The 15,074-nt window shown below is 52.6% G+C and carries 13 protein-coding genes and 1 tRNA gene; 8 read left to right on the top strand and 6 right to left on the bottom strand.

What is annotated here, in order from left to right:
* Positions 1 to 36: 36 nt before the first annotated feature.
* From AC1UKS_RS07225 to AC1UKS_RS07195, 7 genes are all read left to right on the top strand, one after another.
* Positions 37 to 264 (top strand): YejL family protein, encoded by a 228-nt coding sequence (locus AC1UKS_RS07225; protein ID WP_013203037.1) that lies wholly within the window; start codon positions 37 to 39, stop codon positions 262 to 264.
* Positions 265 to 285: 21 nt separating this feature from the next.
* A complete protein-coding gene (yejM, locus tag AC1UKS_RS07220) occupies positions 286 to 2,037 on the top strand; it encodes an LPS biosynthesis-modulating metalloenzyme YejM (protein ID WP_482436225.1) in 1,752 nt (583 codons plus the stop codon).
* A 125-nt stretch (positions 2,038 to 2,162) separates the two neighbouring features.
* A complete protein-coding gene (locus tag AC1UKS_RS07215) occupies positions 2,163 to 3,686 on the top strand; it encodes a hypothetical protein (RefSeq protein ID WP_482436224.1) in 1,524 nt (507 codons plus the stop codon).
* 84 nt (positions 3,687 to 3,770) lie between these two features.
* Positions 3,771 to 3,847, top strand: a tRNA-Pro gene (locus AC1UKS_RS07210).
* Between the two features lie 328 nt (positions 3,848 to 4,175).
* Positions 4,176 to 5,003 carry a glycosyltransferase family 17 protein gene (locus AC1UKS_RS07205; protein WP_482436223.1) on the top strand — a complete coding sequence of 276 codons (828 nt, stop codon included), beginning with the start codon at positions 4,176 to 4,178 and terminating at the stop codon, positions 5,001 to 5,003.
* Between the two features lie 144 nt (positions 5,004 to 5,147).
* On the top strand, positions 5,148 to 5,354 hold the full coding sequence (locus AC1UKS_RS07200) for a hypothetical protein (RefSeq protein WP_053144630.1): 207 nt from the start codon (positions 5,148 to 5,150) through the stop codon (positions 5,352 to 5,354).
* A gap of 134 nt (positions 5,355 to 5,488) precedes the next feature.
* The gene (locus AC1UKS_RS07195; protein ID WP_482436222.1) at positions 5,489 to 6,193 is read left to right on the top strand and encodes a 4'-phosphopantetheinyl transferase family protein; all 705 of its coding nucleotides are present in this window, start codon (positions 5,489 to 5,491) and stop codon (positions 6,191 to 6,193) included.
* Positions 6,194 to 6,208: 15 nt separating this feature from the next.
* On the opposite strand, the gene AC1UKS_RS07190 is transcribed toward AC1UKS_RS07195, so the two are convergent.
* From AC1UKS_RS07190 to apbE, 3 genes are all read right to left on the bottom strand, one after another.
* A complete protein-coding gene (locus tag AC1UKS_RS07190) occupies positions 6,209 to 7,861 on the bottom strand; it encodes a multidrug ABC transporter permease/ATP-binding protein (protein WP_482436221.1) in 1,653 nt (550 codons plus the stop codon).
* 88 nt (positions 7,862 to 7,949) lie between these two features.
* Positions 7,950 to 8,594, bottom strand: a complete 645-nt coding sequence (gene alkB, locus AC1UKS_RS07185; RefSeq protein ID WP_265911090.1) for a DNA oxidative demethylase AlkB — start codon at positions 8,592 to 8,594, stop codon at positions 7,950 to 7,952.
* A gap of 23 nt (positions 8,595 to 8,617) precedes the next feature.
* On the bottom strand, positions 8,618 to 9,658 hold the full coding sequence (apbE, locus tag AC1UKS_RS07180) for an FAD:protein FMN transferase ApbE (protein WP_482436220.1): 1,041 nt from the start codon (positions 9,656 to 9,658) through the stop codon (positions 8,618 to 8,620).
* Between the two features lie 159 nt (positions 9,659 to 9,817).
* On the opposite strand from apbE, the gene AC1UKS_RS07175 reads away from it, so the two are divergent.
* Positions 9,818 to 9,946: a hypothetical protein gene (locus AC1UKS_RS07175; protein ID WP_256372240.1), complete on the top strand. Its 129-nt coding sequence runs from the start codon at positions 9,818 to 9,820 to the stop codon at positions 9,944 to 9,946.
* Between the two features lie 78 nt (positions 9,947 to 10,024).
* Here the strand turns inward: AC1UKS_RS07175 and ompC are convergent, their stop codons facing one another.
* The 3 genes from ompC to AC1UKS_RS07160 all read right to left on the bottom strand — a co-directional run bounded on the left by ompC (position 10,025) and on the right by AC1UKS_RS07160 (position 15,056).
* Positions 10,025 to 11,143: a porin OmpC gene (gene ompC / locus AC1UKS_RS07170; protein ID WP_482436219.1), complete on the bottom strand. Its 1,119-nt coding sequence runs from the start codon at positions 11,141 to 11,143 to the stop codon at positions 10,025 to 10,027.
* A gap of 593 nt (positions 11,144 to 11,736) precedes the next feature.
* Entirely contained in the window at positions 11,737 to 12,906 is a 1,170-nt protein-coding gene (locus AC1UKS_RS07165; protein ID WP_013203047.1) for a beta-barrel domain-containing protein, read from the bottom strand.
* Positions 12,903 to 15,056, bottom strand: a complete 2,154-nt coding sequence (locus AC1UKS_RS07160; RefSeq protein ID WP_482436218.1) for a type I secretion system permease/ATPase — start codon at positions 15,054 to 15,056, stop codon at positions 12,903 to 12,905. The genes AC1UKS_RS07165 and AC1UKS_RS07160 overlap by 4 nt, the downstream gene beginning before the upstream one ends.
* Positions 15,057 to 15,074 lie beyond the last annotated feature (18 nt).

Genomic DNA, 15,074 nt, shown 5'->3' with positions numbered 1-15,074 from the left:
AGATGCCGCCCTTTAATACTCAATAAATTCGACGTTATGCCACAATCATCTCGCTACAGTGACGACCGCGTGGAGAAACTCCTCGCTGAACTGGCCCATGTACTTGAAAAAGACAAGGCCCCGACCGATCTTTCCCTGATGGTACTGGGAAATATGGTCACCAATTTATTAAACACCAGCGTGGCACCGGCTCAACGCCGCTCGCTGGCACGCTCGTTCGCCGAGGCCTTACAGGCTTCCGTGCGCGATGATAAAGCCCATTAATTTGATGATCCTGACCCTGTTATGGTAACCAATCGGCAGCGCTACCGAGAGAAAGTCTCCCAGATGATTAGCTGGGGGCATTGGTTCGCCCTCTTTAATATCATCTTTGCCTTTATTCTTGGCAGCCGTTACCTGTTTGTCTCCGACTGGCCAGCCTCGCTGGCCGGGCGCATTTATGCGTTCACCAGTTGGATGGGTCACTTTAGCTTTATCGTCTTTGCCGCCTATCTGCTGATCGTCTTCCCGCTCACCTTTGTGGTGATGTCCCAGAGGTTGCTGCGCTTCCTTTCGGCCATTATCGCCACGGCTGGCCTGACACTGATCCTGATCGACAGTGCCGTCTTTAACCGCTTCCACCTGCACCTGAATCCGGTGGTGTGGGAGCTGGTGGTCAATCCCGATCAGACCGAGATGGCGCGTGACTGGCAGCTGATGTTTATCAGCGTGCCGGCTATTTTCCTGGTCGAGATGCTGTTCGCCACCTGGAGCTGGCAGAAGCTGCGCAGCCTGAACCGGCGCAGTTTCGGTAAGCCGCTGGCGGTGCTGTTTATTGTGGCGTTCTTTACCAGCCACCTGCTCTATATCTGGGCGGACGCGAACTTCTATCGCCCGATTACCATGCAGCGTTCCAATTTGCCGTTGTCCTATCCAATGACCGCGCGCCGCTTCCTTGAGAAGCACGGCCTGCTGGACGCCCAGGAGTATCAGCGGCGTCTGGTGCAACAGGGTAATCCTGAAGCGGTGTCCGTGGCCTATCCGCTGAACGACATCACCTTCCGCGATAAAGGTACCGGCAGTAATTTACTGATTATCACCGTCGATGGGTTGAATGAGTCGACGATAGCCAAATCGCTGCCGCATCTGGCGCAATTTGCTCAGCAGAACGTCCGCTTCACGCAGCATTACAGCTCCGGCAACAATGCAGACAGTGGATTATTTGGCCTGTTTTACGGTATTTCCGCCAGCTATATGGACGGCGTGCTATCCAACCGCGTTCCTTCTGCGCTGGTGGATTCACTGGGCAAACAGGGCTACCAGTTTGGCCTGTTTGCCGCGGATGGCTTTGCCTCACCGTTATACCGTCAGGCGCTGTTAGCGGATTATTCGTTGCCGCCTTCGCAGCCGCAGTCGAATGCGCAGACCACCGCGCAATGGCAACGCTGGCTTGAAGGACAGAAATCAGAAAGCTCGCCGTGGTTCTCCTATCTTTCGCTGGATGGCAACGACACCCCGGACAATGGCGGCAAGAATATTGCCCGCCGCTACAACCGCACTGCGGCCGATGTGGACAAGCAAATCCAACAGGTGCTGACCACGCTGCAGGAGAAAGGCCTGCTGGATAAAACCGTGGTGGTGATCACCGCCGAGCATGGCGTGGCGCTGGATGGCGATGACAGTCTGGGCAATCGCGCGAATCTTCAGGTGCCGCTGATCGTTCACTGGCCGAACACGCCAGCGCAGCAGGTCAACAAGCTGACCGACCATCAGGATATTATGACCACGCTGATGCAGCGCCTGTTGCACGTCAGCACCCCTGCGGCTGACTATTCTCAGGGTGAAGATCTGTTCGCAGCGCAGCGCCGCCATGACTGGGTGGCCAGCACCAACGAGCGCCAGCTGGTGATCACCACCCCTGACGTGACGCTGGTGTTGGATAACAGCGGTAGCTACACCGCGTGGGATAAGAATGGTCATCGCCTGAAAGACCATAAGCCGCAGTTGGGCCTGCTGCTGCAGGTATTGACCGAAGAGAAGCGGTTTATCGCTAACTGACAGGCGATCAAAAATTTTAAAAAAAGCAGCTGCTAATAGCTGCTTTTTTATTGACTGCATTTTCTCTGTTTATGTCGCAATGGCGAATCAATACGCTGTGTTTAATGGATCTATAGGTCAAATATATGTCTACATTCAGGTTCAAAAAGTTACTCATTCTGCTGTTCATGCTGGCATTAGCTTTAATTATTTCGACCCTGCTGACCTCACGCTATTTCCCCATCGATCCTGATGGCGCCAACAGTTCACTGGTCTGGCGGGCACTGCTTTCCGAAGGATTGTCAGCATTCAGGGATTGGGCGCCCACACCCGATAACTGGTACTTCACCACCTATCCGGTAAATTTTGTTTTCTTCCTGCTGATGAACAACGACGGCATATTGCCGCTGATGTTATCGACTTCATTGTTCATCGGCCTGACCGCGTTCATTTTGGCGCTGGTTATCTACACTGTTGAAAAGAGCGGGTTTGCGCTTATCGCCTTATTGAGCCTGATCCTTTTCCCTGCCTACGTCTATACGTTTGGCTTCGCTGCGCACCCCTTCTCACACTACTCAACCAACTTCTTTGGTGTGCTGACCTTTGCCCTGTGCTTTTTGAACCTGAAGAGAAACTCAACAACACTGGCCGTTGTCTGTAGCCTGATCGCGCTATTGGCTTCCATATCCGATCCGTGGTCATTGGCGACCTATTTCCTGCCACTGCTGCTGGTACAGGCCTATTTCGCCTGGAAAGGTAGCCTGCAGAAGAAAATCCCGGTCATTTTCGCCATCAGCTTTATTCTTTCAATGAGCCACGTGGTGCAAAGGCTGTTTGGCTTACCCATTCAGCGTTTTCATCTGATGCCGTTTGATCAGTGGCGAGTTAACACGGAGTGGGCAATCCATATTCTGGGTAAAAGCCTGAATATTCTGTTCGTTGACAGCCCTTACGCATATGTTATTTCGCTGCTGGTATGGGTGGTGCTGTTTGTTTACTCTTTCTTGCTGTGTTTGCGTAAGGGCAAGGAAGCGGTGTTTGTTGCTGGCTTTAGTTTACTGACCATCGCGGCGATCGTCTCTTCTTTCATTATCAGCTATGACTCCCCTGCCGAGATCAGCGCCAGATTCTTTGTTAACGTCGTCTGCTTTGCCATTGCCCTGTCTGCGCTGGGATATGCTTTCTCTAAAAAGTGGCCTGTGATAATTGTCTTCGCGCTGTTTATCGCTTCTTCGCTCTATTCCTACCAGCAAAATAAAACGCCGATTTACGATCAGCAACAGCAAACCTATGATTACATTACCTTCCTTGAGAAAAATAATCTTACCTTTGGTTATGGTGACTACTGGAAGTTGTCGAACAACGTTAACTGGCTTTCTGACGGCAGGATCCACATCAGCCCCGTGCTCTTTGACACCACGAATAACCGGATCCTCTTCGATACGGTACGCCTGCAAACCATGAAGTCATGGTTGACCGACGACTACGTCAGCAAATCTCCCGATCGCCAGTTTGTGGCCATCCCGGCGGTGAAGAGCTCAGAGGCGGATACCCATGCCATCAGCAAACTGGACGCCATACGGCACCAGCTGGGTGAACCCGATGAGATGCTGACCTTCCAGGACATGACGTTCTTCGTTTATCACCACAAGATCCCGCTAATTAAATAGCGATAAAGGTGTTTAAATTCATAGCACTCACACAGCCGGCCACTTGCAATCAAAGTCGTTTTGAGTAGTATTAACCGCACGTGTCGGCACGTAGCGCAGCCTGGTAGCGCACGGTCATGGGGTGTCCGGGGTCGGAGGTTCAAATCCTCTCGTGCCGACCAAATTCTCCTTCAAAGCAGCTAGCCATAGCTGCTTTTTTATTGTCTGCATTTCTGTGACCCTGGCAGAATCCCCCTCTTCTCCAGACTCCAGAGTGTGCAAGCTCCAGCTCATTTTTGAATGAATTAGCAATATAACCACGCTTAATGTGTGATTTTTGCTAGAATATTTAACGGGATTATAAATATAAATATTGAATAATGAGTTAACTAATAAATTTAACCATTACTCTTTATTTCACGGTTATTTTTTGATGTTTAGACCACGTCGTTAGTGGTTACATCTGATTGATTATAAACAAAATCCAAATTACTCTGGTTGAATACGCGAATGATTTACGACTGTTTTTTATATTATGACGAAGATATGCTTTTGTCGTTACGGTTGCATACCCTGTCTGACGTCGTCGACAAGTTTGTTATCGTTGAGTCAACGCACACCTTTACCGGCAAGCCCAAACCGCTAAATTTCGACCGGGATAAATTCGCAGAATTTGCCGATAAAATCATCTATGTTGTTTTTGATCGTCCTCCTCATGCGGATGCCTGGCAAAATGAAGCCGATACGCGTAATGCCATCATGGATGGTCTGAAGCAAGCCCGTCCTGACGATCTGATTCTGATTTCGGACGTTGACGAGATTTTTGATCCGCAGGTCATTCCCACCATTTGTGGCAGCAAGCTTTGCACCACCATTTACCAGAATTTCTATAATTATCAGTTCAATCTTCAGGTATTCAACACCGACGATACGCCTCGTCAGTGCAAGCTGCCCAAAGCCCTGAGCTACAAAAATCTGGTCAACTTCTTTGACGGCCAACCAGAGATGCTGCGTAACGTGAAGCGCTCGGCCATCAGAAAAAATTGGTTCAAATGGCGGTGGTTAAAGTGGAATACCCGGGTTATCCAGCAAGGTGGGTGGCATTTCTCGTGGATTATGACGCCACAACGCATTGCTGAGAAAATGTCGTCTATTTCGCACACCGAATACGATCTGCCGGAATTTAACAACCCGGAACACATTATAAAGGTGATTGCGCAGGCTGAAGATATCTGGGGACGGGACAGAAAGCTGGTTGCCCAACCGTTATCCCACAGCACCTTCCCCCGCCACCTGGTTGATAACCAGCAGGCGTTTAGTCAGTTCCTGAAAGTGTAATACGGCTGATTTAATGAGACTTTCATTTATCAATACGTGGCGAAAGTCTCAATCCGGCACACTGAAACAAAACTGTCACACGATTAACATATGCTGTCGCTACACTTTTATGGCAAAACCAACACCACATACCAGGTGAATAAAATGGCGATAATCAAAGCAAGAAACTTTAAAGATGCAGAAGAGATGCTGCACTCCGGCATCAATAAAGTAGAACTGGCGTATGATATTGATAGTGATGACTTTTTCAGGCTCGCAAGCCACTGGTGCGACCGGGGTGCAAAAATCTCCCGCGGCAACGAACACTTTGTCGTTTCCCTGAAAAACTTCGCTATTCCGTCTAACGAGTAGTCATTTTTGCTATCGTGAATCTAACCTGCTTAAATTACGCTTTATAAGATAAGCAGGTTAGGTATTCGGTGACTCCTCATAGCGCGTTTCCCCTTCTGACAATCCCTTGTCGAATTCCCCTTATTCCTGTTGCCTTGCCTGAATCAAATGGTTTTATTACCGATGTGTGCTTTTGCTCGCCAGCAGATCGGCCAGACACGGTACTGATAAAAGCGGCCTTCGATCTCTCCCGCTTTGATGAGCGGTTATTTGTTGCATGTGATATCCCCAGCCCGACGCATTTAACTAAAGCGGTGCGCAAACGCCGGGCGGAATACCTCGCCAGCCGGGTGGTGGTGCGTAATGCCTTGAGTCGCTTGGGAATTGAGGCGGTCATACTGTCTAATGATGGCAATCGTGCGCCAGTCTGGCCGGCCAGCGTCTCTGGCTCACTGTCGCACAGCCATCAGACGATTGCCGTGCTGCTATCCAGGGCAGAGAATCGACTTCTTTTGGGCGTGGATTGCGAGCATGTCATGCGAACAGATACCGCTGAGCAGATGCAAAGTGTGATTGTAACGCCAGAAGAAAAACAGAAACTGCTTGAGAGTGGGCTGCCCTTCGCCACCGCGCTGACGCTGGCATTCTCTGTCAAAGAGAGCCTGTATAAGGCCCTCTATCCGCTACTCAGACAGGCGATGGATTTCAGGGCCGCAGAGATTACGGCTCTGTATCCGGCAACCGGCCAGGTTCAGCTGCGCCTGACCGAATCATTTGCCTGCGACTTCCCGACTGGCAGAGTCTTTAGCGGTCACGTTGAGCTGCAGGCAGAACAGGTGCTGACCTGGATTATTGATTGACGCAAACTCCCGCCTTTAGCTCACCACATCCGTGCGCTTAACGGCATCCAGCGTCGCCAGTTCACGCTCTGCGCCGGTCAACTCGCTGAGCTGACCTTCACGCATTTCCAGCAGTCGATCCGCGTGCAGGAAATAGTGGTCATCATGGCTGATAGCAAACACGGTTTTGCCCATCTCCTGCAGCCACGGCAGCAACTCCCGGTAGAAAATCCGGCGGAAATGCGGGTCCTGATCGGCGGCCCACTCGTCCAGCAGCAGGATATCGCGCTGCTCAGCGGTCGCCAGCAGCAGCGCCAGGCGCTTGCTTTGCCCTTTAGATAATTTCAGGTTCAGGACTTTGTTGCCTTCCAGCTTAACTTTGTCCTGCATTTGCAGACGCGCCAGCCAGGCCTGAACTTTGGCCGGATCGGCAGCCTGCCCCTGATTGTCGATCAAGCGGTCGAACAGGTGGACATCGGTAAACACCGCCGAGAACAGGCTGCGGTACTTCTCCATATTCGCGCCGTCGATCTCTTCACCATCCAACAGGATCTGACCGGATACCGGGCGATAAAGTCCGGTCAGTAACATTGCCAGCGTCGATTTTCCACTGCCGTTACCGCCAATCAGAAACACCAGCTCGCCGCGCTTCAGGGTCATATTTATCGGCCCAACCTCGAATCCTTGCTCGCCGTAATGGAACACCAGATTACGCAGTTCCAGCGTCTTCCAGTTGCTGGCAGCCTGAGGAACAATAAAGTCGGGATGGTATGCCGTAAGTTGGAAGGTGTTCAGCTTGTCAAAAGCCACCTGAGCCGTCAGCAGCGTCGGCAACGCCCCCACCGCAGAAAGCAGCGGCGTACGCAGAAACAGCAGGGTCAGTGAATAGGTTGCGGCAACGGCGGTGTTTGCCCAGCCGAGGCTGTTGGCCATAAAGAACACCAGCCCAATGGCACCCAGCATCATAATGTTCGACCAGTTTACCGCACTCAAATGGAAGGTATCGGCACGCACAATATGATGGCGATAATTACGGGCATCTTCCTGATAGACCGTTTCATAAATCAGCTGGGCACGCTGACGGTTTAACGCCAGCTCTTTGCGCCCTTCTATAATGGTCTGGAAATCCGTGTAGAGGTCATCCTCAATATCTCGAAGTTTGGCCATGTGGCGGTACACTTTCGACACCAGTAGCCAGCCGCCAATAATGGTGATAGCAACCCACACCGCGGTGACAAACAGCATTTGTGGCGAGAGCCAGGCGAGGTAAGCCGCCGATCCGATGGTCAGGATGATCCCCTGGATCAGCTCAGGCAGACGGACAAAGGCGATGGTGATGGCCCGCACATCGCTGGTCAACCCGGCTAACAGCTGTGCGCTGCCGATCTGCTCGATGCGTTCAACCTGGGTATCCAGAATACGTTTGATAAATTCGCCGCGCAGGCGGTAGACGAAATGGTGTCCCAGCACGGTTAATGCCAGCTGCGAGGCCAGCGTAACGGCCATCAGCAGCAGAAGCAGCCCCAGAAATTCTGGCAATATCAGCAGAGAAGAGTTCAGAGCGACGATCAGCTCTTTATTAATAAAGGCGATCAGTCCAATCCCTAGCGCGGCACTGAGCAGGCTGAGAGCAATAACCAAAATAAACGGCCAGCGATACTGCCGGTAAACAACGCGTAGCAACTCCATGACACCATCCAGCTAACAATTAGGCAGTGTGCAGTTTAATGAGTCGCCAGACGATATCAATAATAATTCTCATCTGACGGCGCAGCGTCTAACGAAAAGCGCGCCTGAAGGTGAGATTGAAGCGAAAAGCGCCTGTTAAGGGGTGTATTCCGGGTTTCAGCGGCAATATGCCATGAAAACGCAGACGTGAAGGACCGCCCCACACCACGATATCGCCATGCTCCAGCAAAACCCGTTGCGTGGCGTCGCCACGATCGAAGCCACCAAACTGAAACACCGCGGGCAACCCCAGCGAGACCGAGACAATCGGCTGCTTTAAGTCCTGCTCATCTTTATCCTGATGCAGGGTTAATTTTGCCCCCGGCTCGTAGCGGTTGATCAGGCAGGCATCGGGATTAAACTGTGCGAAACCCGCCTCGTCAGCGCACTCTTTTGCCAGCTGGCGAAAACGATCCGGCATCGCCGGCCAGCGGAGGCCGCTGGCATTATCGCGCTCGCTGTACTGATAGCCGCGTGAATCGGTTGACCAGCCAAAATCGCCACAGTTGGTCATCGCCACCGACATGCGGTGTCCACCTGGCGTAATCCGGTGGTGAAACGGATTGCGGGCAGAAACCTCTTCGACTAACCGCATCAGTTCGCCGGCGTCCTCTCTGGCCCGTCGGCGCAGGATCACCGCGCCCTCTGCCAGAGGTTCGGCCCACGGTGCGTCTTCACTAAACAAATCCAGCATGTTGATTCCTCAGGCCTGTCGCCCTACGGTTGCACGATAAACGCCTTAAACTGTGGTGACATCCAGCTACTGAAACCCTCGCCCTGCTTCTCAATCAGATAAACCGCCAGATTTTCACGCAGCGCCAGCGCTTTGGCCTTCTCTTCGCCCAATACCATCAGTCCGGTATCCCAGCCATCGGCCTCAAGCGCGGTGGTGGCAATAACCGTAGCAGAAACCAGCTTGTGCTGGATCGGCCGGCCGGTGACGGGATCGATCACATGTGAGATGCGTTTGCCATTCAGCTCGTAATAGTTACGGTAGCTGCCGGAGGTGCTGATGCCATGCCCCTGCAGATCGACCACCGCCTGCACCGCATTTTCGCGATCGGTCGGCTTCTGAATAGCCACTTTCCACGGCTGGCCCTGAGCATTTTTTCCCCGGGTCAGCACGGCGCCGCCCACGGAAACAAGGTAGCTGTTAATGCCCTCTTTCTCCATCAGTCTGGCCAGATGATCGGTGGCAAAACCTTCCCCTACGGTCGAGAGATCAACATACAGGCCGGGCAAATCCTTTTGCAGATAAGCGCCTTCCGCTTTTTGGATCACCCGTAAATGCTGCAATCCCGTCAGCGCTTTTGCCGCATCGATCTGCGCCTGAGTCGGCTCTTTTACCGGTTGTTTATCCGGCCCGAATCCCCACAGATTGACCAGCGGCCCCACGGTGATGTCCATCGCGCCGGCGGTTTTCCGCCCAATGCGCAGGGAAAGGCTGACGATATCCGCCATGTTTTCGCTAACTGGTTGTGGATCGCTAGCGCGGTACTGATTGAATCGCGACAGAACGGAGTCATTTTTCCAGGTTGAGAGCTGGCGATCGTCCTCGTCTAACTGCTGCTGAACCGCTTTTTGCAGGCTCGCTTTACGTTCTGGCGCCACGCCAGCGAGGCTAATTCGCCAGAATGTTCCCATTGTGCTTCCTTCCAGCACCATCGCCGAATTGTCGCGACTCTGGTTATGATCGTCACAGCCCGAAAGCAGGATAAATGCTGTCAGACCAGTACAATACAGCCAATTCTTCTTCATATAACTCACAACACCTGTATTAAATATTGGACCGAAAAATGAGCAAAACGGCCTCTACTACGCTGAAAACTCACTTGATCTTGTGTGAAATGCTCACCAGGATAGGCGATGTACGCAGGCTATAAACGTCTGCCATTTAATGATTTCAAAGGAGATATTATGATTTATTACGCACTCCTTGCCGTATGTCTGGGGCTGATTATCTTTTCAGGCTACAAGCATTACAAGCAGACGCACGTCAAACAGCTCAATCGTCCACGTCACCGTCATCAGCGCGCAAGCCATTAAGAGAGTAAAAGAAGGGATGAAGCGGAATACGAGAGATGGTAAACGAGGGAGCGCAGAGGTCTGCGCTCCCCAAACAACTTAGAACTGGTAAACCAGACCCAGTGCCACGACGTCATCGGTGTTGATGCCGGCTGCGTCGGTGAAGTTGTTGTCATCCAGCAGGTTGATTTGGTAATCAACATAGGTAGACATGTTTTTGTTGAAGTAGTAAGTCGCGCCCACATCAACATATTTTTTCAGGTTCTGAGAACCGTAACCTTCGATGTCGCTGCCGCGAGAGCTAACGAACGCCAGGGAAGGACGCAGACCGAAGTCAAACTGGTACTGAGCAACCAGTTCCCAGTTGTCCGCGGTGTTGGCATAACCGTAGGCATCAGAACCGCTTGAACCGAAGCGGGTTGCGTTCAAAGAACGGGTGTACATCGCTGCCAGGTAGATGTTATTCGCATCATATTTCAGGCCGCCGGTATAAGCCGTAGCTTTATCACCACGACCCAGAATGTCCTGAGTTGCTGCGCTGCCACCATTCTGCTCATTGGTACGGTCAGAGCTGAACATTGCCGCACCGATACCAAAGCCTTCGCCCAGGTCGTAAGTGGTTGACAGGCCATAACCATCGCCATTTCCGCCCAGTACGTCACGACCTGTCGCAGATTCGGTATTGCTGTCATTTTTGCCCTGGTACTGAACGGCAAAGTTCCAGCCATCGACCAGACCAAAGAAGTTGTTGTTACGGTAAGTCGCCAGGCCGTTAGAACGCTGGAACATAAAGTTGTCCGCGCCATAGGTGTCACCACCGAACTCTGGCAGGACGTCAGTCCATGCGCCGATGTCATAGGCTACGCCGTAGTTACGTCCGTAGTCGAAGGATCCGGCATCGCCGAACTTCACACCTGCAAAGCCAACACGGGTAAAGCTGTTTGCTGTCCCTTCAGACTCAGCTGTGTTCAGCGCTGCCTGATACTCCCACTGGCCGTAACCGGTCAGCTGATCGCTGATTTGGGTTTCGCCTTTAAAACCGAAGCGAACATAAGACTGATCGCCATCAGAACCGTCGTCATCAGAAAAATAGTGCAGGCCGTCTACTTTACCGAAGAGGTCAAGTTTATTGCCGTCTTTATTGTAGATTTCAGCCGCGCCCGCTGAACCGGCGATCAGCATCGCTGGGACCATCAGGGAAAGAACTCGAAGTTTCATTTTAATACCCTCTAGTTATGTGCCTTATTATGCCACTGCTTGCTGAACGTCGAATTTTCAGCCGGCAACCTCATACTAGGGCGCGGTGCGTAATAATCTATAAAGAAAATGATACTAAATTTCCGAAACTGTTTCAGAGTACAAAGTATATATTTCAAAATGTAATTTTAGGGGAACTTTCATACAGCACGTATCGATAAAAAATATAGCATTTATCATCAAAATTTAGGTGATATGTTGTTTTTCATCAAGTTATGTAAGGTTAGCTTGCTAAGCACTGAATGATAAAAATTTTCAACCATCAGGGAATATAATGACCTCGCTATCATCATTTTATTTCAGTATTACCTTCATTCACCCCGAATGAGATTGTTTTACCCTATTTCCCGCCGAGCTTGATGCTCGGCATTTTTTTATTCTTTTTTCAGCAAACCGTCAATTTAAGTAAAGATAATTACGGTGAAACAATAACCATATTCTCCCTGCCTGTTTTTTCCGCAAATAAGCACAAATAATCAAAAAAAAAGCCACCGATAAAAATGTTAATTATTCCGTGGAAATAACCCTCATCAACTATTCAGTGGCGTTAATTTCTAGCGTTCCCTCATCGATTCTTTAACTTTATTCAGCGGCTTAATCAGATAATCCATAACCGATTTTTGACCCGTTTTAATTTCAACATTTGCCACCATGCCGGGAACAATGGGGAATTTCCGCCCGGCTTTGTTGGTTAACTCCGCTTTTTGCGTACGAACGTAAACCCGGTAGTAGTACTGATCGCGCTTCACCTCATCCTGAATGGTATCTGGCGAGACGGTTTCCACTTCGCCCGGCAGATCGCCATAGATAGACGAGTCATAGGCGGTGACCTTCACCGTGGCCGGCAAGCCGGGGCGGATGTAGGCGATATCACGCGGGTTGATGCGGGTTTCAATCAGCAGCTGATCCTCCAGCGGCACGATTTCCATCAGCTTGCCGCCCGGCTGCAACACGCCACCGACGGTGGTCACCTGAATGTCTTTTACGATCCCGCGCACCGGTGAATAGAGCGTCGCACGGGTGAGCTGATCCTCTTTACCGGTCACCACCTGCAGCTGAGCATCCAGGTCGGCGTTGTTTTTGACCTGCTCTTCCCTCGCCCGCACCGCGTAGTCATTTTTGGCTTCATCGATTTTGCCCTGCAGATCGCTGACCTGGCGGCGAAGACGAATAACTTCCACCTCACCCGCCGCCCCTTTTGCCACCAGCGGTGCGGTCATCCTCAGTTCGTCCTGCACCAGTTTTTTCGCATCTTCCAGGTTTTTAACGGTTTCCGACAGGTTACGGCGACGGGATTGATACAACTGGGTTTCCCGCGCGACCAGCTCCGGTTCTTTCAGCGTCTCGGCACTGAAGGCCAGCGGCGCACCGGTCAGCTCAGCCTGTAAACGCTCTGCGGAAGCACGCAGCGTTCGGGCTTTGGAGGCAGCCTCACCGAAGTTCGACTGGAAGCGGGTAGGATCGAGTTTTGCCAGCACCTCGCCCTTCTCTACAATATCCCCTTCATGCACGTTGAGCTGGTCGACGATACCGCCGTCCAGACTCTCAATCACCTGGGCGCGGCTTAACGGCGTCACTTTACCGGTGCCGACGGTGACCTCATCGAGAATGGCAAAATGGGCCCAGACAAAGAAAATCACCAACGCGGCGGTACATAGCCAGATGATGGCGGAGGTTTTGCGCTCGTTCTGCTTCATACCGCGGTCGACCATAATCAGGCTCATGCTGCATCTCCCCGCGCCACGTTCTGTTTCGCCGTTTGCGCGGCGGCGTTGCGAATGATCTCATCGCGCGCACCGTCAGCAATAATGCGGCCGTTATCCATCACCACTATCCGGTCCACCAGCTTGAGTAACGCCGGTCGGTGCGTCACCAGCACCAGCGTGCGGCCAGAGAGCCAGCCCTGCATCTGACGGATCACATGGTCTTCAAGCTGCTCATCCATTGAGGCCGTCGGCTCGTCCATCAGCACCACCTGCGGCTGGCGCAGGATCATCCGGCTCAGCATCACCATCTGCCGCTGACCACCGGACAATCCCCGGCCGCCTTCATTGATTACCCGATCGAGGCTGGCGGCATCCTGCTGCACCAGGCTCAGCGCGCCGCTGATCCGCAGTGCCTGCAGCATCTCCTGTTCGCTGGCATGAGGATTGCCCAGCATCAGGTTTTGCCGCAGCGTGCCAAAGAACAGGCGGGAATCCTGCGACAGCCAACCCAGCTGGCGGCGCAGGTCGACGGGATCGATATGGCGAATATCCACGCCATCGACCACCACTTTTCCCTGAGTGGCCATCGACTGTCCGGCCAACAGCCGCAGCAGAGTGGATTTGCCCGCGCCCACCTTGCCAAGAATGGCGATACGCTCGCCGGGTTTGATTTGCAGCTGCCCGATGTTGAGCACGTTTTTCGCGTTTTCTTCATCGTAGCTGTACTGAACGCCCTTCAATTCATACTGGCCGGTCAGGGTTGGGCAGTGGGCCATTTCCCCTTCATCCACCTGATCGAGCGGCTTTTTCAGCAGTTCATCCAGTCCGGTCATCGCGCTTTTGGCATGTTGCCAGCGGGAGAACACCATCGTCAGCTGCATCAGCGGCGCAATGGTTCTTGATGACAGCATGCTGCTGGCGACCAGCGTACCGGTGGTAATATCGCCATTCAGAACCAGATAAACCCCGAACACCAGCATGCTGGCATAGGTTAACTGCTGGACAGTGGAAGCCCAGCCGGTCAGCCGCGCGCCCCACAGGCGTTGCTGCATGCCCACCGCCGCACTGACTTCATGGGTCTGTTCCCACTGGCGCTGAAAGTAAGGTTCGGCCTGCAGGGATTTGATGTCTTCAATCCCTTCGATGGTTTCCACCAGCACCGCATTGCGCAGCGCGCCTTCGCGCAGCCCTTCTTTCGCCAGTTTCGCCATCGGGATCTGCACCAGCAAACCCGGAATAACAATCAGCGGGATTGCCAGCAGCGGCACAATCACCAGCGGGCCACCGATAAAGGCCATGATAAACAGGAACAGGATCACGAAAGGCATGTCCGCTGCCGCGCCGACCGTGGTGGAGGTCAGCAGTTCGCGCACCTGATCGATTTCGCGCAGTTGCGAAATAAAAGAACCGGTTGATTTCGGCCGGGCCTCATTGCGGATATTCATCGCCCGGGCGAACAGCATGGAAGAGACTTTCAGGTCAATGCGCTTACCCATCAGGTCGGATACCTGGGTACGCATCAGGCGGATCAGATATTCAAACCCCGCCGCAATCAGCACCCCGGTAAACAGCACCCACAGCGTCGGTTCTGACTGCGCCGGGATCACCCGGTCGTAGATCTGCATCGAGAACAGGATCCCCGCGAGCGCCAGCACGTTACCCACCACCGACGCCAGCGAGATTTCGGCGATCTTGCGACCCATGCCGCGGAAGTTTTCCCAGAACCAGTGCTTTTTATACGGCTTAACGAATTCATCGATGCGCGCATCACGCCCACGCGCCGCGACGCCGACAATCCCGACCTGCTCCTGACTTTGCGCCAGCAATAGCGCAAGCTCGCTTTCGCGCACCACATCGCCACCGTCGCTCAGCCAGTAACGCGCTTTGCCTTCCGCATCAATGGTTTCGACCACCACCACGTTGCCATTTTCCATGATCAAAATGACCGGCGTCACTTCCTGCCGCCAGCGGATTTTGTCGCGCGGCATCATGGTCATATGCAGCCCCAACAGGCCAGCCAGTCTTTCCAGCTGCTGGGCTGGGGTCAAATGCTCAAACCAGCGCATCTGCTGACGTAAGGTGGAGCCGTCCGCAGGTTTGCCAAAACGCGCGGCGACACGCAGCATGGCGTCAATCCAGTTCTCAGTGCTTGCGGTTTGTTTGTTCATAGTACTGCCTTAAAAGTT

The sequence above is a fragment of the Erwinia sp. AK-PDG3-5 genome (assembly GCF_056821705.1).
This window is presented reverse-complemented; position numbering and strand designations above follow the sequence as displayed.